Here is a 22853-nt window from a genome sequence, read left to right as displayed (position 1 = left end):
CTAAGCCCTACGACGGCCGACGCAGCGCCGCCAGCGCCCGGTGGGTGGCATCGCCCAGATCAGGACTACGGTGGTGCTTGGCGGCCAGATAATGGTCGGTGAACGCGTCCAGCCAGGTATCCAGCGCCTCGGCGGCCGGCGTATCACCGGCCATGGCGAGGCACAGCGCCGCCACTTCCGCAGTACACAGGTGCTCGCTGCGAGTCGAGCGGCGCAGGCGATACCGCGACAGCACCTCGGCCTGCAGGCTGAGGACCGGTAAGCGATTCAGGTAGGGACTCTTGCGAAACATCTTTCGCGCCTCGGTCCAGGTCGCATCGAGCAGGATGAATAGCGGCCGCTTGCCCACCGGAGGCTTCACCTCAGCGACCACCCGCTCGGGTTCGGCGTATTCGCCCGGAAACACCACCACCGGCTGATAGCGGGGGTCGGCAAGCAATTCCAGCAACGCCGGCTCGACGCCAGTCCGCTGCCAGGTAAATGCATGCGTGTCGTCGACGATGTCCGCGATCAGCCAACCGGTGTTGCTCGGCTTCAGTGGCTCGATGTCGTGCATGATCAGGCAGACCGCACTGTGTGCCGTTACCAGCGGCCGCCATTCGCACAGGCAGTGGCTGCGAGGGACACGGCAGCGTGCACAACGGGGCGTGCGCGAGCCTCTGGCGACAAAGGGTTTGGCACTGCGGGCCAGGCGCTCGTCACGCAAGCGGGCTACGGCATGTGGCATGGGGATGCTTCGATCGAATTCGGGCGGGGCGGCAGTCTACCAGCCCCCGTGCAATCGAGCGCTGCTGAACCGTCCCGACGAGCACCGGTCGAACGACGGCAGTCATCAGGAGATCACCATGCACCGTCTTACTAAAGTGTTCACGCTCTGCCTCGCCCTGCCGTTTGCTCACGCCGCTTCGGCGCAGGATTCGACACTCGGCCCTCTGCTGGAGAAGGTTGCCCGCGAAAGTAGCGTAGGCACACCGCGCGCGATCAACTCTGACCTGCTCGACGAAGGCTACAGCGTCGACGGCAACGAGCTGGTCAATCACCTGAGCGTACAACCCCGCCATGCCGCGCAAATGCGCGACAACCCCAAGCAGGTCCGCACGCAGCTGGCGGCAAGCGTCTGCAACAATGATGGTCTGCGCCAGCTCATGAGTCAGGGTGCGGTGCTGCGCTTCGAGTTCAGCGAGTACCAGAGCAAGAAGCCGATCACCACCGAGCGGTACCGCGCCAGCGATTGCTGAAACCCGTCAAACCGGGGCAGCGTCGCGGCTGCCCCTGACAGTCGGCCCTAGCGCAACACCCGCGGATCACCCTTACCGGCCACCGCGGCGGCTTCGTCCGGCTTGAGCAGCGCGGTACGCGGCACATCGAGCAGGCGAGCACAGGCCGCCAAGACGTTTGCCCAGGATGCACGGTTGGCGAACTGCATGCCCTCTACGTCCAGCGTGCCGCCACGGTTGCGATAACCCAGCACCGAGTTGCGCCGTGCGTCCGGCAGGATGGGCCAGAGATGTCCACGGGCCACCTCGGGCCGCATGTGGGTCAGCAACACGCGCAACTCCATCCGTTCCGGGAACAGCCGCTCCGCCACGCCATCGGCGGCGAGCGCATCGATCTCCCAACGGTCACGCGGCGCCCGAAAACGCCCTGGTTCTTGCAGATAGACCAGCCGATAGGCCAGGCCCGCTTCCTTCAAGCGCACCGCCGCACGCTGCATCTCGGTCAACTGATAGCTGCCGTTGGCGATCAGTAGAACGGCATCGTTGCCGAGGCGCTCCTCAACGACGATCGCCCCGTCCCGAGCCAATTGCTCGGCCTGGTCCTGAGTGAATACCGCAGGGCGCTCACGCTTGGGCATGACCATGCACGCCAAGGTGCCGCGCGCTCGATAGATCGCGGGCAGCAGCGCCAACGCGCTGTTATGGTCGGCGGGAAACAGCACCCTGACCATGTCGTTCATCTCGCCCAGCAATGCTTCGCAGAAGCTGGTGTCCTGATGCGACTGCTGGTTCTTGCCGTTCTCCCAGGTGTGTGAGGTGGCAATGACCGGCCAGCCGAGCCAGCCAGCTGGACGCCCGACCTCTTTCTGTTGGCGCGCGAAGATGAGTGTCTGACGGATGGCGCCGAGCATCTTCAAGCAGAAGGCTTCGTAGCTGGCGACCAGATTCAATCCAGCCTGATTGGCCAGGCATGCCGAGACCACCGCTTCTTCGTTCAGGGCTGTGATGATCTTGCCGTCTACCGCTTCGAGCTGGCTTTCCGGCTCGACCACACGGTGCTTGAGCGCTGCGAGCACACCACCAAGACGGTTGCTCGCCAGCTCGTCAGGATTGCCTACTCGTGGGCGCAGTGGCGGGTTGGCCCGGGTCAGCTCGGTGAAAAACTCATCCACCGCCGTCATCGGCGAGCAGGCCTCGTCCCGATACTTGAGGGCCGGGACGACCGGCTCCGCGGGACGCCGCGCCGCCAGTGGATTGTCACGCTCCGCCGGGCGTCCGCGACGAGTCTCTCGCAACAGCGCGCGGGCCGCGTCGAGCGCCTCCCGGGGCACGAACAGCGCACTGGCGTGGGTGTTGAACAGCTCACGTGAAGCCTCGTCGATACGCGGATTCCCGGGCAAGGGCAGGTTGTGTGCGGCATTGCTGCCCGCGCCGTAGAAGCCGAAGCCCTTGACCGTCTCGGCAATGCCATAGGGGATCGGCAGCGGATAGCTGAGAATGCCGCGCTGCTTCTCCTCGATACGGCGAGCATGACGCTGTTCCATTTCCCACAGCACACAGACGAAGGCCGCCGGATCTCGACCATCGAAGGTGATCGGATCGAAGCCGCAGCGGCTCAGATGCTGGCGGAACCCCTCGAGTCCTTCATGCGTGCCGAGCTGGGTCCGCTGCTCGATACGCCGTCCGTTGGCGATCATGACCGGAAGCGCCACGCCGCAGTCCTCGGCACGCCACCAGCGCGGCATCCAATCACTGCCACGCTGCTCCTCAGCGGCGCCGTCGGACAGGAACGCCACCAGCGTCTCGCCCGGCAACGGCAAGTGGCTGTACTGCAGTTCTGCGAAGCCGAGATAGCCGCCCTCGGCCATTCCACCGCCGGTATGCGCGTTGACATGGCTACCCAGTGGCGCGGACGGTCTTCCGTCGGCAGCCTGGTGATAGCCATAGAAATCCTCCAGGAGTCGATTGATTCCTGCTTCTCCGTCACCGTAAACCTGTGCCTGCTCGGCAGTCTGGTTGTCGGTAAGCAGGTTCAACGCTTCGATCGCCGCCACGCAATGGCCCTGCCCCATCAACCACCCGCGCGTACTGCCAGTCAGGGCGTTCAGCGCGAGATAGCCGGCATAGGCCGGGACCATGTTCAGCGAACCTCCGGTGTGCCCCTCGGGTGCACGCTTGAAATCTTCGGCAGCGAGCGCCGAGCCATCGAGCCGGGCGCGGCGGGCATAGGTCATGTGCACGACCAGCCAGAGCCCTGCCGAACCCAGCCGATCGATGGCCTGCAGCAGGCGATAGACGCCGGCCAGATCCGGTTGCAGCTCCGCCTGCACCAGCTGATGCGCCAGGCGGAAGACCGCGGCCTGGGTTTCCGGCGCATGAACGAACGGGCCATATCCGGCACGCCAACGGGCGAACTCGGGCTGCGTCTCGGCGTGATTGTCCAGTTCGGCAAGACTGGGCAGTAACTGGGTCATAGGGCGCTCCGTTGAATGGCGAGTGGCATTAGTCTAGACAGCAGCTGTGGCGCTATCGCTGATATGCATCAAGATGGACAAACGGCTGCGCATGCATGCTGGACTCATCCGTACAGAAGGAAGGTGCTCATGGCTTTGCTCAGTTTTCTCGGTGCAACTCGACAGGTCACCGGTTCGTGCTACTTGCTCGAAACCCATGGCGGGGCACGCGTACTGCTCGACTGCGGCATGTATCAAGGGCGACGCGCAGAGGAGGAAGGCAATCGGGCAGGTTTCAGCTTCGACCCCAAAACCCTCGACGCGGTTGTACTGTCCCATGCGCATATCGACCACAGCGGCTTGCTGCCCAAGCTGGTGGCGGCAGGCTTCACCGGGCCGATCCACGCCACCGAAGCAACCTGCAAACTGGTCGAGCTGATGTTGCTCGACTCGGCCAACATCCAGGAAAAGGACGCCGAGTGGGAGAACAAGTGGCGCGCGCGCCTGGGTAAGCCGGCGATCAAGCCCCTCTACACCCGAGTCGATACCGAGCGCATGCTCGGTCAGCGCCAGGCACACGGCTACAACCAAGCCATCGAAGTCGCGCCCGGCGTCACCGTGACCTTCTTCGATGCCGGGCACATCCTCGGCTCGGCTATCGTCCAGCTGGATGTCGTAGACTTTGAACGCACCCGCCGCCTAGTGTTCTCCGGCGACCTCGGCAACACCTGTTCGCCGCTGATGCATCGCCCCACCCCGCTGCGCGAAGCTGACGTGGTCCTGATGGAGTCCACCTACGGTGATCGCGATCACCGCGACCATCAGGCGACGATCGAGGAGCTCGCCGAAATCCTCCAGCAGGCGCATCGTGACGGTGGCAACGTGCTGATGCCGTCATTCGCGGTCGGTCGCACCCAGGACCTGATCTATTACCTCGGCCTTCTCTATCAGCAAGGGCGGGTTCCCCAGCAGATGGTGTTCCTCGACAGCCCAATGGCCATCGGAGCCAACGCGATCTACTCGCTGTTTCATGAGCAACTGGACATCCCGCCCGGATTTCCAGATAGCGGCGGCAAGAACAGCATCGAAAAGTGGCTGCCGATCTTTCGCACCACCCCGACGCCCGAAGAGTCGATGGCGATCAATCGCTTCAAGAGCGGCGCCATCATCATCGCGGGCAGCGGCATGTGCACCGGTGGCCGCATACTTCATCACTTCAAGCACAACCTCTGGCGCAAGGAGTGTCACCTGGTCATTCCCGGCTTCCAGGCCAGCGGCACCCTGGGCCGAGCGATCGTCGATGGCGCGACCACGGTCAAGCTGATGCATCAGCGAATCGCCGTCAACGCGCAGGTTCATACCCTCGGTGGTTTCTCGGCGCATGCGGGGCAATCACAGCTGATCGAATGGGCAAGCCACTTCCAGCCGCGACCGGAGCTCTACCTCGTGCACGGCGAGCTGGAAAAGATGCAAACACTGCAGCAGGCGCTGAATAAGCGTCTCGGTTGGGCGGCCAGGATTCCGGAACCTGGCGACCGCATCGCCCTCTGATACCGGGGACTGACGCCTGATAAACGACCGCCACCGTTCAGTGGTATGAAGCGCCTGCCAAACCGGCCGGAGAGGAAACACTTGCCGCGCATCGTCTGGAGGGTGCGCGGCTGCTACGCTCAAGGCAGGCCTTGCGGAGTAGTAGCTGATTTGAATGCCGGTTTGCACCGGCAAGCGTGAGGCGGCCCTCGCAGCGGCCAGCGAGCAGTAACGCAGAAACCAAAGCAAGGGGGACGTTGTATGCCGTTCGATCCGGACGACTATCTATCGCGGCACTTCAGCACCAGCGGTACGGAGCTGTCGAAGAAGCTCGACGAGCTCGTAGCGCTGGTCGTTCCGCCCACCAGTCAGAACCTGCCGCTCTATCGTGAGATGTTGGTCACCGTCATGCGTATGGCCCAGGCGGATCGAAGCCGCTGGGACGCCAAAATACTGCTGCAAACCATGCGGGAGATGGAGCACGCCTTCAGTCGACTGGACCAGTTCAAACGGCGCCGCAAGGTGACGGTTTTCGGCTCGGCACGTACGCCAGTGGAACATCCGCTCTATGGCCTGGCGCGCGAACTTGGCGAAACGCTGGCACGCTACGACCTGATGGTCATCACCGGCGCCGGGGGCGGCATCATGGCCGCCGCACACGAAGGGGCCGGCACCGACAATAGCATCGGCCTGAATATCACCCTGCCCTTCGAGCAGCATGCCAACTCAACGGTAGATGGCACCGATCATTTGCTGTCCTTCCACTTCTTCTTCGTGCGCAAGCTGTTCTTCATCAAAGAAGCCGACGCGCTGGTGCTGTGCCCGGGAGGCTTTGGCACGCTGGACGAAACCCTGGAAGTACTCACCCTCATACAGACCGGCAAAAGCCCTCTGGTACCGGTCGTGTTGCTGGATGAGCCCAACGGCTCGTTCTGGGCGGATGCGCTGAGCTTCATGCAGCGCCAGCTCGTAGACAATCGCTACATCCTGCCCACCGACATGCGCCTGATGCGCTTGGTGGACAACGCCGAAGACGCCGCCGCGGAGATCGACAGGTTCTACAGCAACTTTCACTCAAGCCGCTGGCTGAAGGACCGCTTCATCATGCGCATGAACCACCGGCTGACCGATGCGGCGCTGGAAAGGCTCAACACCGATTTTGCCGATCTGTGCCTGAAAGACCAGTTCGAACAACAAGCCTGTTGCGAACTGGCGGTGGACGAGCCGGAGCTGCAGCAACTGCCGCGGCTGAGCTTCGTGTTCAATGGACGCGATCACGGTCGGCTGCGAGAACTCACCGATTTCATCAATGAATCCCAGCACTGGGCGCGATAGCGAAGCGGAGCGTCTACGGCGTACCGACTCTATGATCGGCCCTGGCAGACACTGAAGCAGGGGATCGCAGGCACCCGATCAATCGACCGAGCCGCCTCGCAGCAGCCGGCCGATCATGTCCAACGGGTAACCGCGATAGCTGAGAAAGCGTGCTTGCCGAGCCTTTTCTCGCTGGTCGCTCGGCAGCTCACCGGCAAACTTGCGCTGCCAGACATCCTGTAGCTGCTGACGCCAATCGAAGCCGCTATCACGCAGCGCCTGCTCGATATCGTCGCGGGCCAGGCCTCGCTGGGACAGCTCCTCACGAATGCGCAAGGGGCCGTACCCCGCGTTGGCGCGCATACGCACGAAGCTCTCCAGATAGCGTGATTCGCTGAGAAGTCCTTCCTCGGCCAGCCGATCCAGCACGGGATCGATGATTTCCGCTGCAGCGCCGCGCGAACGCAGCTTACGGCTCAGCTCGAAGCGACCATGCTCGCGGCGAGCCAGCAGATCCATGGCCGCCCGCCGCACCGCGGCGGGACTATCGAGCACGACCGGCATGCTGATTAGAGATCGGCTTCGGCCAGATCTTCAGCGACCGGGTTGGCTTTGGTGTTTGCCGACACCACCAGCAGCTTGTCACGAATCTGCTGCTCGATCTCGCGGCCGATCTCCGGATTCTCTTCCAGGAACTTGGCCGCGTTGGCCTTGCCCTGACCGATCTTGTTGCCTTTGTAGGCATACCAGGCACCGGACTTCTCCACCAGCCCCTGCTGTACGCCGAGGTCGATGACCTCACCGTTGCGGTAGATACCTTTACCGTAGAGGATCTGGAACTCGGCCTGGCGGAATGGCGGTGCGACCTTGTTCTTGACTACCTTGACCCGCGTTTCGCTGCCGACCACCTCATCGCCTTCCTTCACCGCGCCCGTACGACGGATGTCGAGACGAACCGAGGCGTAGAACTTCAGCGCGTTACCGCCAGTAGTCGTTTCCGGACTGCCGAACATCACGCCGATCTTCATACGGATCTGGTTGATGAAGATCACCAGGCAGTTGGCGTTCTTGATGTTGCCGGTGATCTTGCGCAGCGCCTGGGACATCAGGCGAGCCTGCAGACCCACGTGAGCATCACCCATCTCGCCTTCGATTTCCGCCTTGGGCACCAGCGCGGCCACGGAGTCGACGATGATCACGTCGACCGCATTGGAGCGCACCAGCATGTCGGTGATTTCCAGCGCCTGTTCGCCGGTATCCGGCTGCGACACCAGCAGGTCGTCGACATTGACGCCCAGCTTGCCGGCGTAATCGGGATCCAACGCATGCTCGGCGTCGACGAAGGCACAGGTAGCGCCAGCCTTTTGCGCCTCGGCAATCACCGACAGCGTCATGGTCGTCTTACCGGACGATTCCGGACCGTAGATCTCGACGATGCGGCCCTTGGGCAGACCGCCGATGCCCAGCGCGATGTCCAGGCCCAGCGAGCCGGTGGAAATGGCAGGAATCGCCTGGCGATCGTGATCGCCCATGCGCATGACCGCGCCTTTACCGAACTGCTTTTCGATCTGGCCCAAGGCAGCAGCCAAGGCGCGCTTCTTGTTCTCGTCCATTACAATCCTCACTTGATCAAGAGGGCCAGAGGCCACGACAACTGTATAAGTAGACAGTATTAGAGCATAGGCAAAAAAAACCGCCTAGCCCTGAAATGGATTTTCTCCGCCCGCAAGCTGGATCAATCCGACGAGCGCCGCTTCCACACTCTGCTCACGTACGGCTTGCCGATCACCGCCAAACAGGAAGCGTTGAGCTACCAGCCGATCCCCATCCGCCCAGGCCAGCCATACGGTACCGACCGGCTTTTCCGGCGAACCGCCGCCCGGCCCGGCAATGCCGCTGACGGCTACCGCATAACGCGCGCCGCCGCCCCGCTGCGCGCCACGGACCATGGCCTCGACCACTTCGCGACTGACCGCGCCCACCTGGTCGAACAACTGCGTGGGCACCCCCAGAAGATGGGTTTTCTGGAGGTTGGAGTAGGTCACGAAACCGGCCTCGAACCAGGCAGAGCTGCCGGCCACGCGGGTGATCGCCTCGGCGATGCCGCCACCGGTGCAGGATTCGGCCGTCGTGACCTGGGCCGCCTGTGCACTCAGCACGACGCCCAGGCGCGCCGCCAGATCGGTCAGGGATGACATGGATGAACGCTCCGAATAGACCAGTCGAACCAATACCTTAACAGGCCTGCCGGATGCTGCAGTCCGGCTATTGCGGACGCAACGCCCGATGACCGCTCACCGGTTGGTCCAGTGCCTCTGCATGTCGAGGAACAGGAAAGAGGCGCTCCAGGTGATCAGCACCAGCCCGGTCAGCGCCTCGATCCCGGTCAGGTACCGGATCGGGCCGTGTGGCTGGATGTCACCAAAGCCGAGCGTGGTAAAGGTCGTGAAGGAAAAATAGACGCAATCCAGCAAGGCACCGGAGAACTCACCGGACAATGTTCCCCAGCCTGGCAGGTGATGCATGACGAAATAGGCGAAGGCGAATATCCACACCTCGACGGCATGCGCGATCAGCGCGCCACAGACACCGAAGACAATGCCAACCCGGTGATTGAGCAACGACTTTTCCCGGCTGATCGACAGCCGCGACAGGAATTCGTAGTGGACCACCACTACCGTTATCACGATGAACACGTTGACCAGCGTGACGATAATCAGACTCGGCAGCGCTTGCATTGGATCGGTCATTGCCTCGCCTCTATTCATATCTGCCAGGCAACCGCTTGCCTGCGCCTTCCATGCATGTCACGCCAACGCTGGCGGACGAAAAGTACGTCCCCGATCGCTCACCAGCCCATGCTAACCTTGCCGGTTTGATTCGGCCGGCACAAACCGGGCCGTCAGCCATGACCGCAAGGTCGCCGGGGCACGCATAGGCCGCTGCGGCCCTTCCTGCATCCATCTTCAAGTATCGAGCTATATGTCGTCACAAGACCTGTCCCATCACACGCCCATGATGCAGCAGTACTGGAAACTCAAGCGCGAGCATCCGGACCAGCTGATGTTCTACCGCATGGGCGACTTCTACGAGCTGTTCTACGAGGACGCCAAGAAGGCTGCCAAGCTGCTGGACATCACCCTGACCGCCCGCGGCCAGTCCGGCGGCAGTGCGATTCCCATGGCAGGCATTCCCTTCCACTCCGCCGAAGGCTACCTGAGCAGACTGGTCAAGCTCGGTGAATCGGTGGTGATCTGCGAGCAGATCGGTGATCCGAGCACCAGCAAGGGGCCGGTGGAGCGGCAGGTGGTGCGGATCATCACGCCCGGCACCGTCAGCGACGAAGCCCTGCTCGACGAGCATCGCGACAATCTCCTGGCCGCCGTGGTGGGCGACGAGAAACTCTTCGGCTTGTCGGTGCTGGACATTACCAGCGGGCGCTTCAGTGTTCAGGAATTCGGCGGCTGGGAAACCCTGCTGGCCGAAGTGGAGCGCCTGAATCCCGCCGAGCTGATGATCCCCGACGACTGGCCGGCGAACCTCCCGCTGGAAAAACGCCGCGGCGTGCGTCGCCGTGCGCCCTGGGACTTCGACCGCGACAGTGCCTTCAAGGGGCTCTGCCAGCAGTTCGGCACCCAGGATCTGAAAGGCTTTGGATGCGAGAAGCTGACCCTGGCCATCGGCGCGGCGGGCTGCCTGCTGACCTACGCCAAGGAAACCCAGCGCACCGCGCTGCATCACCTGCGCAGCCTGCGTCATGAGCGCCTGGACGACACCGTGGTTCTCGACGGTGCGACACGACGCAACCTGGAGCTGGACATCAACCTCGGCGGCGGACGCGACAACACCCTGCAATCGGTGGTCGACCGCTGTCAGACCGCCATGGGCAGTCGCCTGCTCAGCCGCTGGCTCAACCGCCCACTACGGGATCGCGGTGTGCTCGAAGCCCGTCAGGACTCGATCACCTGCCTGCTCGAGCACTACCGCTTCGAACAGATCCAGCCGCAGCTCAAGGAAATCGGCGACCTCGAGCGCATCCTTGCGCGGATCGGCCTGCGTAACGCCCGGCCGCGCGACCTGGCGCGCCTGCGCGATGCACTCGCCGCCCTGCCCCAGTTGCAGGATGCCATGCGCGAACTGGTAGCGCCGCATCTCACCGAGCTGGCCACCACCATCCGCACCTTCCCGGAACTCGCCGCGCTGCTGGCCAAAGCCATCATCGACAACCCACCGGCGGTGATCCGCGAGGGCGGTGTGCTGAAGACCGGCTACGACGCCGAGCTGGACGAGCTGCAGGCGTTATCGGAAAACGCCGGCCAATACCTGATGGACCTGGAAACCCGGGAGAAGGCCCGTACCGGCCTGGCCAACCTCAAGGTCGGCTACAACCGCGTACACGGCTATTTCATCGAGTTGCCGAGCAAGCAGGCCGAGTCGGCCCCGGCCGATTACATCCGTCGCCAGACGCTCAAGGGCGCCGAACGTTTCATCACACCCGAGCTGAAGGAATTCGAGGACAAGGCGCTCTCGGCCAAGAGTCGCGCCCTGGCCCGTGAGAAGCAGCTCTACGAAGAACTGCTCGAGCGGCTCATCGACCACCTCGCGCCGTTGCAGGACAGCGCCGCGGCACTGGCGGAACTGGACGTGCTGAGCAACCTGGCCGAGCGCGCGCTGACGCTGGACCTCAACCGCCCGCGCTTCGTCGAGCATCCCTGCCTGCAGATCGAGCAAGGCCGTCACCCGGTCGTCGAGCAGGTGCTGCAGACGCCCTTCGTCGCCAACGATCTCACGCTCGATGACGAGACGCGGATGCTGGTGATCACCGGCCCCAACATGGGCGGTAAGTCGACTTACATGCGGCAGACCGCACTGATCGTCCTGTTGGCGCAGATCGGCAGCTTCGTGCCGGCCAAGGCGTGCGAGCTGTCGCTGGTGGACCGCATCTTCACCCGCATCGGCTCGTCGGACGATCTGGCCGGCGGCCGTTCGACCTTCATGGTCGAGATGAGCGAGACCGCCAATATCCTGCACAACGCCAGCGATCGCAGCCTGGTGCTGATGGACGAAGTCGGCCGCGGCACCAGCACCTTCGACGGGCTCTCGCTGGCCTGGGCCGCTGCCGAGCATCTGGCCAAGCTGCGCGCCTTCACGCTGTTCGCCACCCATTACTTCGAGCTGACCGTGCTGCCGGAAAGCGAGCCGGTGGTGGCCAACGTGCACCTATCGGCCACCGAGCACAACGAGCGCATCGTGTTCCTGCACCACGTGCTGCCGGGACCGGCAAGCCAGAGCTATGGCCTGGCGGTGGCGCAGCTGGCCGGTGTGCCTGGCGAAGTGATCCAACGCGCACGCGACCATCTGTCGCGGCTGGAAACTACCAGCCTGCCGCACGAAACGCCGAGAATGCCCGCGGGTCAACCGGCTCCGCCGATGCAGAACGACCTGTTCGCTAGCCTGCCGCACCCGGTCATCGAGGAATTGACACGTATCAATCCCGACAATATGACTCCGCGCCAGGCGCTGGACCTGCTATACAACTTGAAAACACGCGTCTGACGGCTAAAAAAAGCTGCTAGAATCGCGCGCATTTTTTGGATACATGCGGCATTTGCCTGGTGCCGCCGTAGCCTGCCGAACGGGGGCGTCATTGCAACGCCACCTGACACGCCCGAGGAGATAGCTAGAAATGACCTTCGTCGTCACCGACAACTGCATCAAGTGCAAATACACCGACTGCGTGGAAGTCTGCCCGGTGGACTGCTTCTACGAAGGCCCGAATTTCCTGGTCATTCACCCGGACGAATGTATCGACTGCGCGCTCTGCGAGCCTGAGTGCCCGGCGCAGGCCATCTTCTCCGAGGACGAGGTACCGGACGACCAACAGGAATTCATCGAGCTGAATGCCGACCTGGCGGAAGTCTGGCCGAACATCACCGAGAAGAAGGATGCGCTGCCGGACGCCGAGGAATGGGACGGTGTGAAGGACAAGCTGCAGCACCTGGAACGCTGATTCGGTCCAGACGCCAAAACAAAAATGCCCGCAGATGCGGGCATTTTTGTTTCGCCGGTATCAGGCGCGGTCGATGCCCTTCTTGAGGGTGTCCTTGGCCTCGCCCTTCACCTGCTGAGCGTCGCCTTTGATTTCCTGGCGTTGCCCTTCATTCTTCATGCGCTCGTTGTCGGTCGCCTCACCGATGCCCTGCTTCGCTTTGCCGACCGCTTCGTTGAGGTTGCCTTTCATCTTGTCTTCGGTACTGCTCATGGCATCTTCCTCTTGCTTGATGGGTTATTCAGTGGACTGAGCCCGATGCCAGATAGTTTCGATTTTCCGAGTAACGGTATGGGTGACGGCCAACCAACGCGGCTCAGCTGCTACGCGCCTTCACCAGACGGTTGAACAGCGGACGCCCGGCCAGATGCAGGAACACCGGCGCGCCGGCAATCAAGTAGAAGTAATAGGTCACGAAGCGCCAGATCAGAATGGCCGCTGCGGCGGTCGATTTACCCACCAGCGGCGTGAGCAAGGCCGCCGAGGCCAGCTCGGCACTGCCAGCCCCTCCCGGCAGCAGGCTCAGTTGTCCAGCCGTCAACGCCAGCAGTTGAACGATAAAGGTCCAGGCCCAGGCGAGCTGACTGCCCAGCCCATGCAATGTGAGATACAGCACGCTGTAGCGCAGCAGCCAGTGCAGGGTGGTCAGCCCGAACACCGAAAGCAAGACAGCGCGCGGCAGACGAAAGCACTCCAGCAACGCATTACGAAAGCTCAGCACCTTGCGCGCCCAATAGCGCTTGCGAGTAGCCTTCATGCCCAGCCGGCCTACCAGCCAGCCGTTGAGCCGGAACACCTGCCGATGGAAGCGCCCGAGCAACCCCAACAACACCATCAAGCCGATCAGCAGCGCGGCGCTGAACCCCAGCAGGCTGGCGATATAGTTATTGAGCGAGTGGGTCACCGCATAGATCAACACCCCCACCAGCGCGCAGGCGAAAAACAGCAGATCGGTCAGCTGTTCGACCGCATAGGTGGCAGTGCCCCGGGCCGGCGCCACGCCTTGTCGTAGCAACAAGGCCATCATTGTCAAGGGGCCGCCGGCGCCACCCGGCGTGGCGCAGATGGCGAACTCGGTGGCGACCACCACGCCCAGGGCTCGGCGTTGCCCCAGCCGCCGCCGGCCCACCAGCAGGCGCAGACGGAACGCGTTGAGGTACCAGCCGAGCAGGACCATACCGATCATGCCGAGCAGCAGCCAGGGTGGAAACTGCAGCAATCGCTCGAACAGCCCGCTGCCGCCCAGCAACAGAGGAATCAGCGCGGCAACCAGCAACGCGCCCAGCAGCAACCACCAGCGGCGGCTCATGCCACCGCGCTCGAGGTCGACAGGTATCGGCCCAGCCAGTCGATCTTGGTGACCGGTTGCCTGCCGTCGGCGAGCAGGCGCGTCAGCAGGTCCAGCCAATAGCGGCGCGAAAACTCGTGGCGCATGTCGACCGGATGCAGCCCCAGGCGCAGCACCGGCGCGTGCCGGTGGCGCTCGAGCATCCGCTCGCTGACCAGGCGCGAAACCCCACGGCGCCAGGCACTGCGTGCGCTCCAGACCAAACCGGGTGCATCGATAGCCCTGTATTCGGGCAGCAAATAGAAATGCCCCGGGTCGCTGGTATAGGTCAGGCCGGTCTTGGCCAGCGCCCGCCTCGCACCGGGCCCCAGCAACCAGGCGGGGGCCACGAAGCCATGCAGCGGCCATCGCAGCCGCGCAAACAGTTCGATGCCCTGCTGCAGACGCGCCGACGCCTCGGCCTCATCCAGCGGATAGAACTCGCCCTCATGGGTAAAGACGCGGCGCATGAACCAATCACGGGGCGAGCGCGGTGCTGGCGCGTCGTCGGCGTGACGATAACCATGCAGCACCAGCTCGTCGCCGCGCGACAACCGACCATCGAGCATCCGACAGAATCCGGGATGCGCTTCGAGGGGGTTGCGTCGGTGAAAATCCGGCACTACCAGCCACGAGATCGGGACGTTGCCCAGCGCGTCGACCGCGCGAACGAACGGCTCGTAATCCACCCAGGTTTCCGGGGCGACGTCATGCAAGACCAGCATCAGACTGCGTTCAGCCATGTACGGCAACCGGCAGCTCGGCCGTACCCAGAACGGCGTGATAATGCGCAAGCAAACCCGCCACCACAGCGTCCCAGGCATGATGGGCCTCGACGTGCTGACGGGCCTGGGCACCCAGCAGGCGAGGATCTTCCTCGTACAGTTCGCGCACCGTCTGCGCCATAGACGACGCATCCAGCGGGCGGCAGAGCCGGCCGGTATGGAACGGCACCAGTTCCGGCAACGCGCCAGCCCGGGCAGCAATCACCGGGATGCCACTGGCCATCGCTTCCAGCGCCACCAAACCGAAGGTCTCCTGATTGCCGGCATGCAGCAGCACATCGCAGCTGGCCATGTAGCGCGCCACGTCGGAAGCGGGACAGAAGCGGTCAATCACCGTGACGTTCTTCGGCACGCGATGGGGCATGCTCGACCCCACCAGCAGCAGGTGATACGGCTTGCCGAGCAACCGAGCGGTCTCCAGCAAGACGTCGATGTTCTTCTCCCTCGAGCCACGCCCGGCAAAAATCAACAGCCGCGTATCCTCATCCAGCCCGAGCGTGCGGCGTAGCTGCGGATCACGCCGATCCGGCCGAAAGGTCTCGAGATCGACACCCAGCGGCTGCACGTAGACGTTGCCGACGCCAAGCGCCTTGAGCTTTTCCGCCATGACCGCGCTAGGTGCCAGCACCCGATCGAAACTGCCATACAAGCGGGAGACGTAGCCGTTCATATTGGTGCCGAGCCAGCCGCCGATGCGATTGCTGACCAGTAGCGGAAGATCCGAGTGATAGAAGCCGATCACCGGCACATCGAGACGGCGCCCGGCATCCAGCGCGGCCCAGGCGGTCATGTAGGGATCACCGACCTCGATGACATCCGGGCGCAGCGCGCGCAACTGGTTGCGCCAGGGCGCGCGCCGTACCGGGAAACGATAGCCCTTGCCAAAGGGCAAGGCAGGCGCGGGAATCTGGTAGATACCGGCCTGATGGCTGTAGCTGTCGCCCGGAACCAGAATACTGTGGCGAACCCCCGAATACAGTTGCAGGCGGCGATGCTTGGCCTCGAGATAGGTACGCACCCCACCACTGGCAGGTGCGTAGAACATGGTCATGTCGGCGATGTGCAAGATGAAGCGTCTCCGTGAGGTCTCGATGCGCAGCCTTCGGACGGCGAACTGACGAAGGGCGGTCCACCAGCCTCATCAAGCCAAAGCCAGACCCGAAAGATTCCGCAATGAAATCAATGGACCACCGGGCTAGACGGTTGTTCGCAAGCGTCTCGGCTTATCGATCATTCACGCTCGGCGGCCATCACCCCTCGACGCGCTTGTCGCCTTCATTCTTGCCCTCGACGGAGGCGTGCTCGATTACCGCGTTCATCTCGGCACCGAACAGCAGGACGGCAGCGGAAATATAGAAATAGAGCAGCAGTACGATGACCGCACCGATGCTGCCGTAGGTGGCGTCGTAGTTACCGAAGTTCTGCACGTATAAACCGAAGGCTACCGAAGCCGCGATCCAGACGATCACCGAGAGCACCGAGCCGGGCGTGATGAAGCGGAACTTCTGCTCGACATCCGGCGTGACGTAGTACAACAAAGCCACCACCAGCATCATCAGGATCACGATCACCGGCCAGCGCAGCCAGGTCCACAGCACCACCACGATCTCCTTCAACCCCACCTGGGCGGCAAGCCATTCCATCACCTGCGGCCCGGTCACCATCAAGCCGGCCGTGGCAAGCAGGATCAGCGCCATGCCGATGGTGTACGCGACCGCCAGCAGCATCAGCTTCCAGGTCGGCCGTCCTTCCTGTACGTCGTACGCCTTGTTCATCGCGTTCATCAGCGAGCGCACGCCGATCGACGCGGACCAGAGCGCAACGAGGATCCCCACCGATAACAGTCCGCTTTTTTGCGTCTGCATCTGGTCGATCACCGGATTGACCAGATCCAGCGCATCGGGCGGCAGCACCAACGACACCTGCTGACGCAGCCAGTCGAAAAAGTTCTGCAGATCCAGCATGCCCAACATGGCGATGAGGAAAAGCAGAAACGGAAACAGCGAAAAAATCGCCCGATACGCCAGCGCCGAGGCATAGGTCGTCATGTCGTCATTGCTGAACTCCTTGAAGGTGCGTTTCAACAATTCGAAACCGCCGATTCCGCGAGTCTCCAGCAATGCCATTCCTCATCCCCCAATCGTTAGAAAGCACACCCATTCAAAAATGGGACGACCCGGCTCTGCAAGAGTTCGCGGGTACCGCCCCAGCGGTCGCGTTGACGACATCACCAGTGCCAGACGCTGTGGGCGACCCTCCACACAATGCTGAATGTGCTCCATAGGGGCCGATTCGGCAGCCGTCGCGATCCGGCCTTCCAAGGAACTTTCTGCCCGGTCGACGCTCTTGATGGAGTCTCGATTCAGCGACCCGCTGACTGAGGTACTGCCGCGCGGCGGGTTTGTTTCGAGCCGCGACTCGCCCCGGCAGTTGCCGCCCGAATACGCCAGACATGGCTAACGTCGTTATTTACGGCCGCAGGAGCAACGAATGAAATCGGCATGTGCAACGGACGCCGTCCAACCAGGAATGAAAGCCGACCTCATCAAATATGCCAAGCTGATCCTCACCAAGGGCAGCGGGGCTGCCGCGACGCTGGGCCTGAACATCCTGCTGGCGCGCCTGCTGGTTCCCGAGCTCGCGGGCACGGTGTTCTTCTGCGTGGCGCTGGGCATCTTCCTGTCGTTGGTGGCACGACTGGGGCTCGATATCGCATGCCTGAAAAACATCTCCTCCCTGAGCGAGGGCCAGCAGCGGCGCTACTTTCATCGCGCACTCGGCCTCGCTGCCCTGATGAACGTGCCGGCCTTTCTGATTGGCCTGGTGGTGGTGTACTTCTCCGAAACCACCCAGGCATATTTCGCCCACGCCAGCGTCCTGTTCGCCGTCACGGCCCTGGGCGTTTCGTTGCTCAGCATCGCCAGCGAAACCCTCAAGGCCAAGCATAGAACCAGCGAAGGGCTGTTCTGGCAGACCGCCTTCCAGCCCACCCTGACACTGTTGCTGGTATCGGTCACCAACAACGACCTGAGCACCGTGGCCGCCTGCTTCGCCATCAGCTATGCCTTGGCGATCGCAGGCTCGATATGGCGTGCCAGCGCCAGCCTGCCCAAGGCGGACGCCACACCGGGGCTGGGCTGGCGCGAGATGCTGGTGCTGTGCGTGCCGCTGATGCTGATCGCGGTGATGAACAGCGTCATCGAATTGTCCGACACGCTGCTGCTCGGGGTACTGCGCTCGGCCAGCGAAGTCAGCGTCTACTACGTCGCGGCGAAGATTGCCGCCCTCTCGACCACGCTGCTGTTCATCATCAACGGCACCATCGGCCCGCACATCTCGAAGTGTTGGGCGCAGCGCGACCATGCCGGGGCATTCGCCATGGTGCGCAAATACTCGCGGTTCATGCTCGCCCTCGCCCTGGTCATCCTGCTCGCCATCGTCCTGCTGCGTGAATACATCCTCACGGTGTTCGGCCCCGAGTACCGCGACCAGGGGGTGTTCCCGTTGCTGGTGCTCGCGCTGGGCTATTTCTTCGTCCTGGCGGCGGGCCCGCTGGGCATCTTCATGACCATGACCGGCAACCATCGTCGCTACCTACACAACAACATCGCCGCCTGCGTGATCAACCTGGCGCTGAACCTCATTCTGATCCCGCGCTATGGCGTCAACGGCGCCTGCTTCGCCACGGCCGTGGCGCTGACCGTGAAGAACACCCTGCTTTATTTACAGTTCAAACAAATCGAAAGGAGTCCGACGCCATGACTGACCGGGTTAACGTAATCGCTTACGGAGCCTATGACCGGCACAACTATGGCGACCTGCTCTTTGCCATCGTCCTCAAGCGTTATCTCGAAGCCAATGGCCGTTTCCGCGTTCTGGTCGCGGCAACCAAGAAGTCCGACCTGTCCAGCTATGGCGCGCTGCCGACCATCCCGCTGAAAAAAGCGCTGGAGGCGACACGTCAGCAGCCGAAAACGATGCTCATCGTAGCGGGCGGCGAGTGCCTGACGGCGCAGTGGGAAAGCATCATCGGCTACCTGGCGCCGCAGGCGATCTACTACCCGATCAAGGCGAGCCCCTACCTGATCGGCCACAAGGCGTTCATCCGCCTGAGCCGCCTGTTCACCTCCATTCCCTCGGACATCCCGCTGGTGCTGGGCGAGCGTGATCTGCCCGGCTACAAAGTGATGTACAACAGTGTGGGTGGCAACGAGATCAGCCGCAAGAAGCCGCTGATCCACGAGGCGATCAAGCGCAACCTCAACGACTGCACCTATGTCTCGGTACGCGACCGCGAGACCTCCGCCGAGCTGGACAAGCTGGGGATCAAACACAACCTGGTGCCTGACAGCGCCATCCTGATTTCGGACATCTTCGTGCAGCCGACGACCCCGGACGAACCCGGGCACATCGTGTTCCACATTTCCGATCACCATGCCAAGCGGCGCATCGAAGCGATTGCTCAGCAACTGACCGAGCTGAACGTCACCACCGGGCTGAAGATCGCCCTGCTGACCATCGGTAAAGCACCGGGGCATTCCGATGACGGCCCGCTCGACAAGCTGCACAGCCTGCTGGGCGATGAGCGCGCCTACCGCGTCGACAGCGGCAATATCGACGACATCATCCGCTGCATCGCCACCAGCAAACTCTACTGTGGCACCAGCTTGCACGGTGCAATCACCGCGCTGGCCTATGCCGTACCGCAGATCGCTTTGCTGCCTCAGCGCGTGATCAAACTGTCGAGCTTCCTCGAAACCTGGGTACCGAAGCAGTCGTGCGGATTCGCCGAGGTGCCACAGATCAGCCAGATCGGCGCCAACCTGATCAAGGCCTTCGGTGACACACAGCGAGCCGAACTGCGCGCCGTGGTCGAGGCCATGAAGAGTCGCGTGCGTGCCAACCTCGATCACATGGTCGAGCTCTATGATCAGGCGCCGGCCCGCGACGAATCGCCTGACCGGGGCAACAAGGCGCGCGCCGCCGTCGCAACCAACTGACGTTAGCATCCGTACCGCGGCATAGGGCCTGGAACAGGCGGCCTTGTGCCGCGCCTGCATACCGGACGGGCAGCATCGTCTGATCGTCTGATCGGCAGCGGCGCTCGCGGCCCCCTGCCCTTGCGGGCCGCCCACCGTTCGAATACCCCAGTGCCCCCTACTATTTCCGAGTGCCGGCCTGACGCATTCGGGCCCACCATCGCACCCATATGGGTCTACGCTTGCTGGACGCAATACGACATCAACTGCGGGTCGGCACGAGACCGAGTGTGCCGAGCCGAGCGCTGAACGACGCCGACCAGATTCGACGCGCTCACCTCGACGAGGTGCCCGGCCGTCCGCCCTGCGCTGCGGAGGAGCCCTATGAACAGCAAAAATACCATCTGCCTCTGGTATGACGGCACCGCGCTGGAGGCCGCAACCTTCTATGCCGCCACATTTCCCAACAGCGCCGTCGGCCCGGTCATGCATGCACCTGGCGACTACCCGTCTGGCCAGGAAGGCGATGTGCTGACGGTTGAGTTCACCGTCGCGGGCATCCCCTGCCTCGGCCTGAATGGCGGCCCTGCGTTCAAGCACAGCGAGGCGTTCTCGTTCCAGATCGCGACCAACGACCAGGCCGAAACCGACCGCCTGTGGAACGCCATCGTCGACAATGGCGGCGAGGAAAGCGCCTGCGGCTGGTGCAAGGACAAGTGGGGGCTGTCCTGGCAAATCACCCCACGGATCCTGACCGCCGCGATAACCGGCCCCGACCGGGCTGCGGCCAAGCGCGCATTCGACGCGATGATGGGCATGAAGAAGATCGACATCGCCGCCATCGAAGCGGCATTGGCCTCCTAGGCGATGCTCGCCTGAGCGCCGGGGCGCTGCGCAACGCCCTGGCCATAGGCAACGCCAAGCGGCCTCGGCTGGCGGCGCCGCGCCTATGAACGCAACAGGCGTTCAGGCTGCCGCCAAGCGCGGCGTTTCCCAGCACCGCTAGTCTTCGAAGCGCCCGCTGCCCTCGCGATCGCCCCGGTAGCATTTGGCGACTGGAAACGCCGGCAGCCAGGACTCGCGGCGAACGACCCAGCTTTCATAGGTCGGCATCAGTTGATCCGGGGAATCCAGCGCGCCCAGGTGAACCTCGACCTCGTCCCCGCTGCGTGCATAGACCGACGAGCCACACCGGGGGCAAAAGTAGCGACCGGCGTACTCGCTCGCCTCCCCCTCGATCGTCACCGCCTCCTGAGCGAACACCGCCGCCGCATAGAACAGCGCGCCGTGGTGCTTACGGCAGTCCAGGCAATGACATAGACCGACACGGTACGGGCGCCCCGTTGCCACCAACCGGACATTGCCGCACAGGCAGCCTCCTGTGAATGAATCCACGAGCTTCTCCTCAGAACGTTCAAGAGGTGTTGACTACCCGGAGCGATCGATACGCACACCGCAAGTGCCGAGCGATCAAAGGCGTATCACCGCCCACGCCGACACTACGCCCAACGGCCAGACAGGTAAGAAGCGTAGAAGACTGGGGACCAGTCATTGCAAACGAAGTGGCAGCGGTAACGAGGCCTGGACCGAGACGAACTGTTGCTGCCATCGCCCGCCATTACGTCACGAGGCGAGACGCCGGCCGGCATGCACAGGCTCGAAGTGCTTACACCGCAACGCACCGGCATGATATTGGGCGTCTCAACACGGCTCAGCCATGACCGCCCGAAGCTGGTTTTACTGAGGTGATGGACAAGACTTGGGCATCCGCCAGAACGAAAAAGGGCTAGCCGAAGCTAACCCTTTGATCGTGGTGCCGGTGAGAGGAGTCGAACCCCCGACCTTCGCATTACGAATGCGCTGCTCTACCTACTGAGCTACACCGGCTTGGAGCGGCGCATTATCTGATTTCGCCGATGCAGACTCAAGGCCTGCATCGGCGAAATGACGTCGCGTCTCGCGGCGTCGTGCAGCGTCACAGCCCGGCGGGTGAGCCGGTGGAGTTGGTGGTGCCACTGGTAGTGGAACGTCCCGCGTCGTGGTTGCTGTTGTGCTTGACCTGTTCGGCCATTTCCTCGCCTTTGGCCGATACCTTCTGGTACCCCTGCTCGGCCTTGTGGCGAAGCCGATCGGTCATGCGGTCGCTGACTTCACCCAGCGCTTCGTCCTCACGACGCGTCGGTGGCACCGAAGCCGCCAGCAAAGCGCCTAGCGCGATGCCAATGGCACCGAGCGCCAAGGGTTGCTCCTGCAGCAGATGGTTGAAACCACCACGGGCGCGGTCAGCACCGCCGCGCAGCCGCTCGGACGCGTGGCGCCTGGAATCGCTGGCCCGGCTCCGTGCATTGCCAAGCGACTCGGACACGCTGTGGCTCATCTGGCTGGCCTTGTCCTTGAGCTCGGCACTGTGCTGCTTGATCCCGGCCGTTTTCGCCGAGAGCTTTTCACCCATCGACGGACCGGATGAGCTGGCGCCGTAACCGGTGGTGGTCACGTTCGAATGTGGCTGGCGATTCTGCCCGGCCATCATCCACAGCAGGCCGATGGAAGTCAGCACCGTCGGCACCGGATTGGCCTTGACCGTGTTGCTCAGGTTGGAGAAGAACTCCCCGCCCCCGCCTTTCACGTAGCCCAGCGCCGTATCGATGAGCTCGCCCGGAGACAGTTTGTTTTCCAGCGCATGGACGATGTTGCCAATCTCGGCTCGCTGCTGGTCGATCTCCCGCTCCAGCTCGGCGGGATCCTTTTGTGCTTCGGCATCTATCTGGTTACGAGTGCTCATGACGTGTGCCCCCTGACAGCTTCTTTATCCTTGTTGACCGAGTGGATGGTGCGCTCGGGCTTGAATGACGACGCCTCGAACTTCTTCTTGCCGGCGGACACCATGATCAGGCCGATCACCACGACGACGCCGCCGACGATCAGCGCGGCAAGCCACGGCTCCATGACCTTGCTCAGGCCATAGACTGCAGACATCAGCAGGACGATGAAGCCGCCGAGCAGCACGGCCCCGCCCGTGGCGACGCTGGCGGCGCCGGCCTTGGTCGCGCGCAGGGATTCGTTCAGCTCCGCTTTGGCCAGCGCCAGTTCCTTGGTGATCAAGGACGGCACTTCGTGGGTCAGCTGCCGCAGCAGGCCGCCTACCGAGGTATCGTTCTCGGGACGCATGGTCGGCTCAGGCGTGCCGAGCGTAGTGGTG

22 protein-coding genes and 1 tRNA gene are annotated in these 22853 nt (G+C 63.0%); 8 read left to right on the top strand and 15 right to left on the bottom strand.

Features of this window, described 5'->3' with window-relative positions; translation table 11 throughout:
- Nucleotides 1-7: 7 nt before the first annotated feature.
- Nucleotides 8-727, bottom strand: coding sequence for a tRNA-uridine aminocarboxypropyltransferase (locus KVO92_RS17130; protein WP_217476738.1), 720 nt, complete (start codon nt 725-727; stop codon nt 8-10).
- A 118-nt stretch (nt 728-845) separates the two neighbouring features.
- Between KVO92_RS17130 and KVO92_RS17125 the strand changes: the two genes are divergently transcribed.
- A complete protein-coding gene (locus KVO92_RS17125) occupies nt 846-1238 on the top strand; it encodes a PA3611 family quorum-sensing-regulated virulence factor (RefSeq protein WP_217476737.1) in 393 nt (130 codons plus the stop codon).
- Between the two features lie 47 nt (nt 1239-1285).
- On the opposite strand, the gene KVO92_RS17120 is transcribed toward KVO92_RS17125, so the two are convergent.
- The gene (locus KVO92_RS17120) at nt 1286-3691 is read right to left on the bottom strand and encodes a xylulose 5-phosphate 3-epimerase (RefSeq protein ID WP_217476736.1); all 2406 of its coding nucleotides are present in this window, start codon (nt 3689-3691) and stop codon (nt 1286-1288) included.
- Nucleotides 3692-3820: 129 nt separating this feature from the next.
- Here KVO92_RS17120 and KVO92_RS17115 point away from each other — a divergent pair, with 129 nt between their 5' ends.
- Nucleotides 3821-5221 (top strand): MBL fold metallo-hydrolase RNA specificity domain-containing protein, encoded by a 1401-nt coding sequence (locus tag KVO92_RS17115; RefSeq protein WP_217476735.1) that lies wholly within the window; start codon nt 3821-3823, stop codon nt 5219-5221.
- Nucleotides 5222-5461: 240 nt separating this feature from the next.
- Nucleotides 5462-6535: a TIGR00730 family Rossman fold protein gene (locus KVO92_RS17110; RefSeq protein WP_217476734.1), complete on the top strand. Its 1074-nt coding sequence runs from the start codon at nt 5462-5464 to the stop codon at nt 6533-6535.
- Between the two features lie 78 nt (nt 6536-6613).
- Here KVO92_RS17110 and recX read toward each other — a convergent pair whose 3' ends face one another.
- The 4 genes from recX to KVO92_RS17090 form a co-directional block, all read right to left on the bottom strand.
- Nucleotides 6614-7078 (bottom strand): recombination regulator RecX, encoded by a 465-nt coding sequence (gene recX, locus KVO92_RS17105; RefSeq protein ID WP_217476733.1) that lies wholly within the window; start codon nt 7076-7078, stop codon nt 6614-6616.
- Nucleotides 7079-7083: 5 nt separating this feature from the next.
- The gene (recA, locus tag KVO92_RS17100) at nt 7084-8127 is read right to left on the bottom strand and encodes a recombinase RecA (protein ID WP_217476732.1); all 1044 of its coding nucleotides are present in this window, start codon (nt 8125-8127) and stop codon (nt 7084-7086) included.
- Nucleotides 8128-8211: 84 nt separating this feature from the next.
- Nucleotides 8212-8712 (bottom strand): CinA family protein, encoded by a 501-nt coding sequence (locus KVO92_RS17095; protein WP_217476731.1) that lies wholly within the window; start codon nt 8710-8712, stop codon nt 8212-8214.
- Nucleotides 8713-8808: 96 nt separating this feature from the next.
- A complete protein-coding gene (locus KVO92_RS17090) occupies nt 8809-9234 on the bottom strand; it encodes a potassium channel family protein (protein ID WP_217477287.1) in 426 nt (141 codons plus the stop codon).
- 262 nt (nt 9235-9496) lie between these two features.
- On the opposite strand from KVO92_RS17090, the gene mutS reads away from it, so the two are divergent.
- Both mutS and fdxA read left to right on the top strand, forming a co-directional pair.
- Nucleotides 9497-12070 (top strand): DNA mismatch repair protein MutS, encoded by a 2574-nt coding sequence (gene mutS, locus KVO92_RS17085; protein WP_217476730.1) that lies wholly within the window; start codon nt 9497-9499, stop codon nt 12068-12070.
- A gap of 130 nt (nt 12071-12200) precedes the next feature.
- Complete coding sequence (fdxA, locus tag KVO92_RS17080; RefSeq protein ID WP_021206625.1) at nt 12201-12524, top strand: ferredoxin FdxA; 324 nt, start codon at nt 12201-12203, stop codon at nt 12522-12524.
- 60 nt (nt 12525-12584) lie between these two features.
- On the opposite strand, the gene KVO92_RS17075 is transcribed toward fdxA, so the two are convergent.
- The 5 genes from KVO92_RS17075 to KVO92_RS17055 all read right to left on the bottom strand — a co-directional run bounded on the left by KVO92_RS17075 (nt 12585) and on the right by KVO92_RS17055 (nt 16801).
- On the bottom strand, nt 12585-12776 hold the full coding sequence (locus tag KVO92_RS17075; protein WP_217476729.1) for a CsbD family protein: 192 nt from the start codon (nt 12774-12776) through the stop codon (nt 12585-12587).
- 103 nt (nt 12777-12879) lie between these two features.
- Nucleotides 12880-13872 (bottom strand): lysylphosphatidylglycerol synthase transmembrane domain-containing protein, encoded by a 993-nt coding sequence (locus KVO92_RS17070; protein WP_217476728.1) that lies wholly within the window; start codon nt 13870-13872, stop codon nt 12880-12882.
- Entirely contained in the window at nt 13869-14633 is a 765-nt protein-coding gene (locus KVO92_RS17065; protein ID WP_217476727.1) for a DUF2334 domain-containing protein, read from the bottom strand. Before KVO92_RS17065 ends, KVO92_RS17070 begins: the two co-directional genes overlap by 4 nt.
- Nucleotides 14626-15741, bottom strand: coding sequence for a glycosyltransferase family 4 protein (locus tag KVO92_RS17060; RefSeq protein ID WP_217476726.1), 1116 nt, complete (start codon nt 15739-15741; stop codon nt 14626-14628). The genes KVO92_RS17065 and KVO92_RS17060 overlap by 8 nt, the downstream gene beginning before the upstream one ends.
- A gap of 184 nt (nt 15742-15925) precedes the next feature.
- Nucleotides 15926-16801, bottom strand: a complete 876-nt coding sequence (locus KVO92_RS17055) for a YihY/virulence factor BrkB family protein (protein WP_217476725.1) — start codon at nt 16799-16801, stop codon at nt 15926-15928.
- A 364-nt stretch (nt 16802-17165) separates the two neighbouring features.
- Between KVO92_RS17055 and KVO92_RS17050 the strand changes: the two genes are divergently transcribed.
- The 3 genes from KVO92_RS17050 to KVO92_RS17040 all read left to right on the top strand — a co-directional run bounded on the left by KVO92_RS17050 (nt 17166) and on the right by KVO92_RS17040 (nt 20518).
- Complete coding sequence (locus tag KVO92_RS17050; protein WP_217476724.1) at nt 17166-18437, top strand: lipopolysaccharide biosynthesis protein; 1272 nt, start codon at nt 17166-17168, stop codon at nt 18435-18437.
- Nucleotides 18434-19675, top strand: a complete 1242-nt coding sequence (locus KVO92_RS17045; protein WP_217476723.1) for a polysaccharide pyruvyl transferase family protein — start codon at nt 18434-18436, stop codon at nt 19673-19675. Before KVO92_RS17050 ends, KVO92_RS17045 begins: the two co-directional genes overlap by 4 nt.
- Nucleotides 19676-20038: 363 nt before the next feature.
- Complete coding sequence (locus KVO92_RS17040; protein ID WP_217476722.1) at nt 20039-20518, top strand: VOC family protein; 480 nt, start codon at nt 20039-20041, stop codon at nt 20516-20518.
- Between the two features lie 138 nt (nt 20519-20656).
- Here the strand turns inward: KVO92_RS17040 and KVO92_RS17035 are convergent, their stop codons facing one another.
- From KVO92_RS17035 to KVO92_RS17020, 4 genes are all read right to left on the bottom strand, one after another.
- On the bottom strand, nt 20657-21049 hold the full coding sequence (locus KVO92_RS17035; RefSeq protein ID WP_217476721.1) for a GFA family protein: 393 nt from the start codon (nt 21047-21049) through the stop codon (nt 20657-20659).
- A 416-nt stretch (nt 21050-21465) separates the two neighbouring features.
- A tRNA-Thr gene (locus KVO92_RS17030) sits at nt 21466-21541 on the bottom strand.
- An 88-nt stretch (nt 21542-21629) separates the two neighbouring features.
- On the bottom strand, nt 21630-22436 hold the full coding sequence (locus tag KVO92_RS17025) for a DUF3618 domain-containing protein (protein WP_217476720.1): 807 nt from the start codon (nt 22434-22436) through the stop codon (nt 21630-21632).
- Complete coding sequence (locus KVO92_RS17020; RefSeq protein ID WP_254621564.1) at nt 22433-22822, bottom strand: phage holin family protein; 390 nt, start codon at nt 22820-22822, stop codon at nt 22433-22435. The genes KVO92_RS17025 and KVO92_RS17020 overlap by 4 nt, the downstream gene beginning before the upstream one ends.
- Nucleotides 22823-22853 lie beyond the last annotated feature (31 nt).

This window comes from Stutzerimonas stutzeri (assembly GCF_019090095.1).
GTDB lineage: Bacteria > Pseudomonadota > Gammaproteobacteria > Pseudomonadales > Pseudomonadaceae > Stutzerimonas > Stutzerimonas stutzeri_AN.
The sequence above is the reverse complement of the archived record's forward strand: the minus strand, read 5'-3'. Positions and strand labels throughout refer to the sequence as shown.

Bases quoted from the DNA above. Each gene is read 5' to 3' on its own strand.
- KVO92_RS17130 (WP_217476738.1), bottom strand. From the start codon at position 727: ATGCCACATGCCGTAGCCCGCTTGCGTGACGAGCGCCTGGCCCGCAGT.
- KVO92_RS17125 (WP_217476737.1), top strand. From the start codon at position 846: ATGCACCGTCTTACTAAAGTGTTCACGCTCTGCCTCGCCCTGCCGTTT.
- KVO92_RS17120 (WP_217476736.1), bottom strand. From the start codon at position 3,691: ATGACCCAGTTACTGCCCAGTCTTGCCGAACTGGACAATCACGCCGAG.
- KVO92_RS17115 (WP_217476735.1), top strand. From the start codon at position 3,821: ATGGCTTTGCTCAGTTTTCTCGGTGCAACTCGACAGGTCACCGGTTCG.
- KVO92_RS17110 (WP_217476734.1), top strand. From the start codon at position 5,462: ATGCCGTTCGATCCGGACGACTATCTATCGCGGCACTTCAGCACCAGC.
- recX (WP_217476733.1), bottom strand. From the start codon at position 7,078: ATGCCGGTCGTGCTCGATAGTCCCGCCGCGGTGCGGCGGGCGGCCATG.
- recA (WP_217476732.1), bottom strand. From the start codon at position 8,127: ATGGACGAGAACAAGAAGCGCGCCTTGGCTGCTGCCTTGGGCCAGATC.
- KVO92_RS17095 (WP_217476731.1), bottom strand. From the start codon at position 8,712: ATGTCATCCCTGACCGATCTGGCGGCGCGCCTGGGCGTCGTGCTGAGT.
- mutS (WP_217476730.1), top strand. From the start codon at position 9,497: ATGTCGTCACAAGACCTGTCCCATCACACGCCCATGATGCAGCAGTAC.
- fdxA (WP_021206625.1), top strand. From the start codon at position 12,201: ATGACCTTCGTCGTCACCGACAACTGCATCAAGTGCAAATACACCGAC.
- KVO92_RS17075 (WP_217476729.1), bottom strand. From the start codon at position 12,776: ATGAGCAGTACCGAAGACAAGATGAAAGGCAACCTCAACGAAGCGGTC.
- KVO92_RS17070 (WP_217476728.1), bottom strand. From the start codon at position 13,872: ATGAGCCGCCGCTGGTGGTTGCTGCTGGGCGCGTTGCTGGTTGCCGCG.
- KVO92_RS17065 (WP_217476727.1), bottom strand. From the start codon at position 14,633: ATGGCTGAACGCAGTCTGATGCTGGTCTTGCATGACGTCGCCCCGGAA.
- KVO92_RS17055 (WP_217476725.1), bottom strand. From the start codon at position 16,801: ATGGCATTGCTGGAGACTCGCGGAATCGGCGGTTTCGAATTGTTGAAA.
- KVO92_RS17050 (WP_217476724.1), top strand. From the start codon at position 17,166: ATGAAATCGGCATGTGCAACGGACGCCGTCCAACCAGGAATGAAAGCC.
- KVO92_RS17045 (WP_217476723.1), top strand. From the start codon at position 18,434: ATGACTGACCGGGTTAACGTAATCGCTTACGGAGCCTATGACCGGCAC.
- KVO92_RS17040 (WP_217476722.1), top strand. From the start codon at position 20,039: ATGAACAGCAAAAATACCATCTGCCTCTGGTATGACGGCACCGCGCTG.
- KVO92_RS17025 (WP_217476720.1), bottom strand. From the start codon at position 22,436: ATGAGCACTCGTAACCAGATAGATGCCGAAGCACAAAAGGATCCCGCC.
- KVO92_RS17020 (WP_254621564.1), bottom strand. From the start codon at position 22,822: ATGCGTCCCGAGAACGATACCTCGGTAGGCGGCCTGCTGCGGCAGCTG.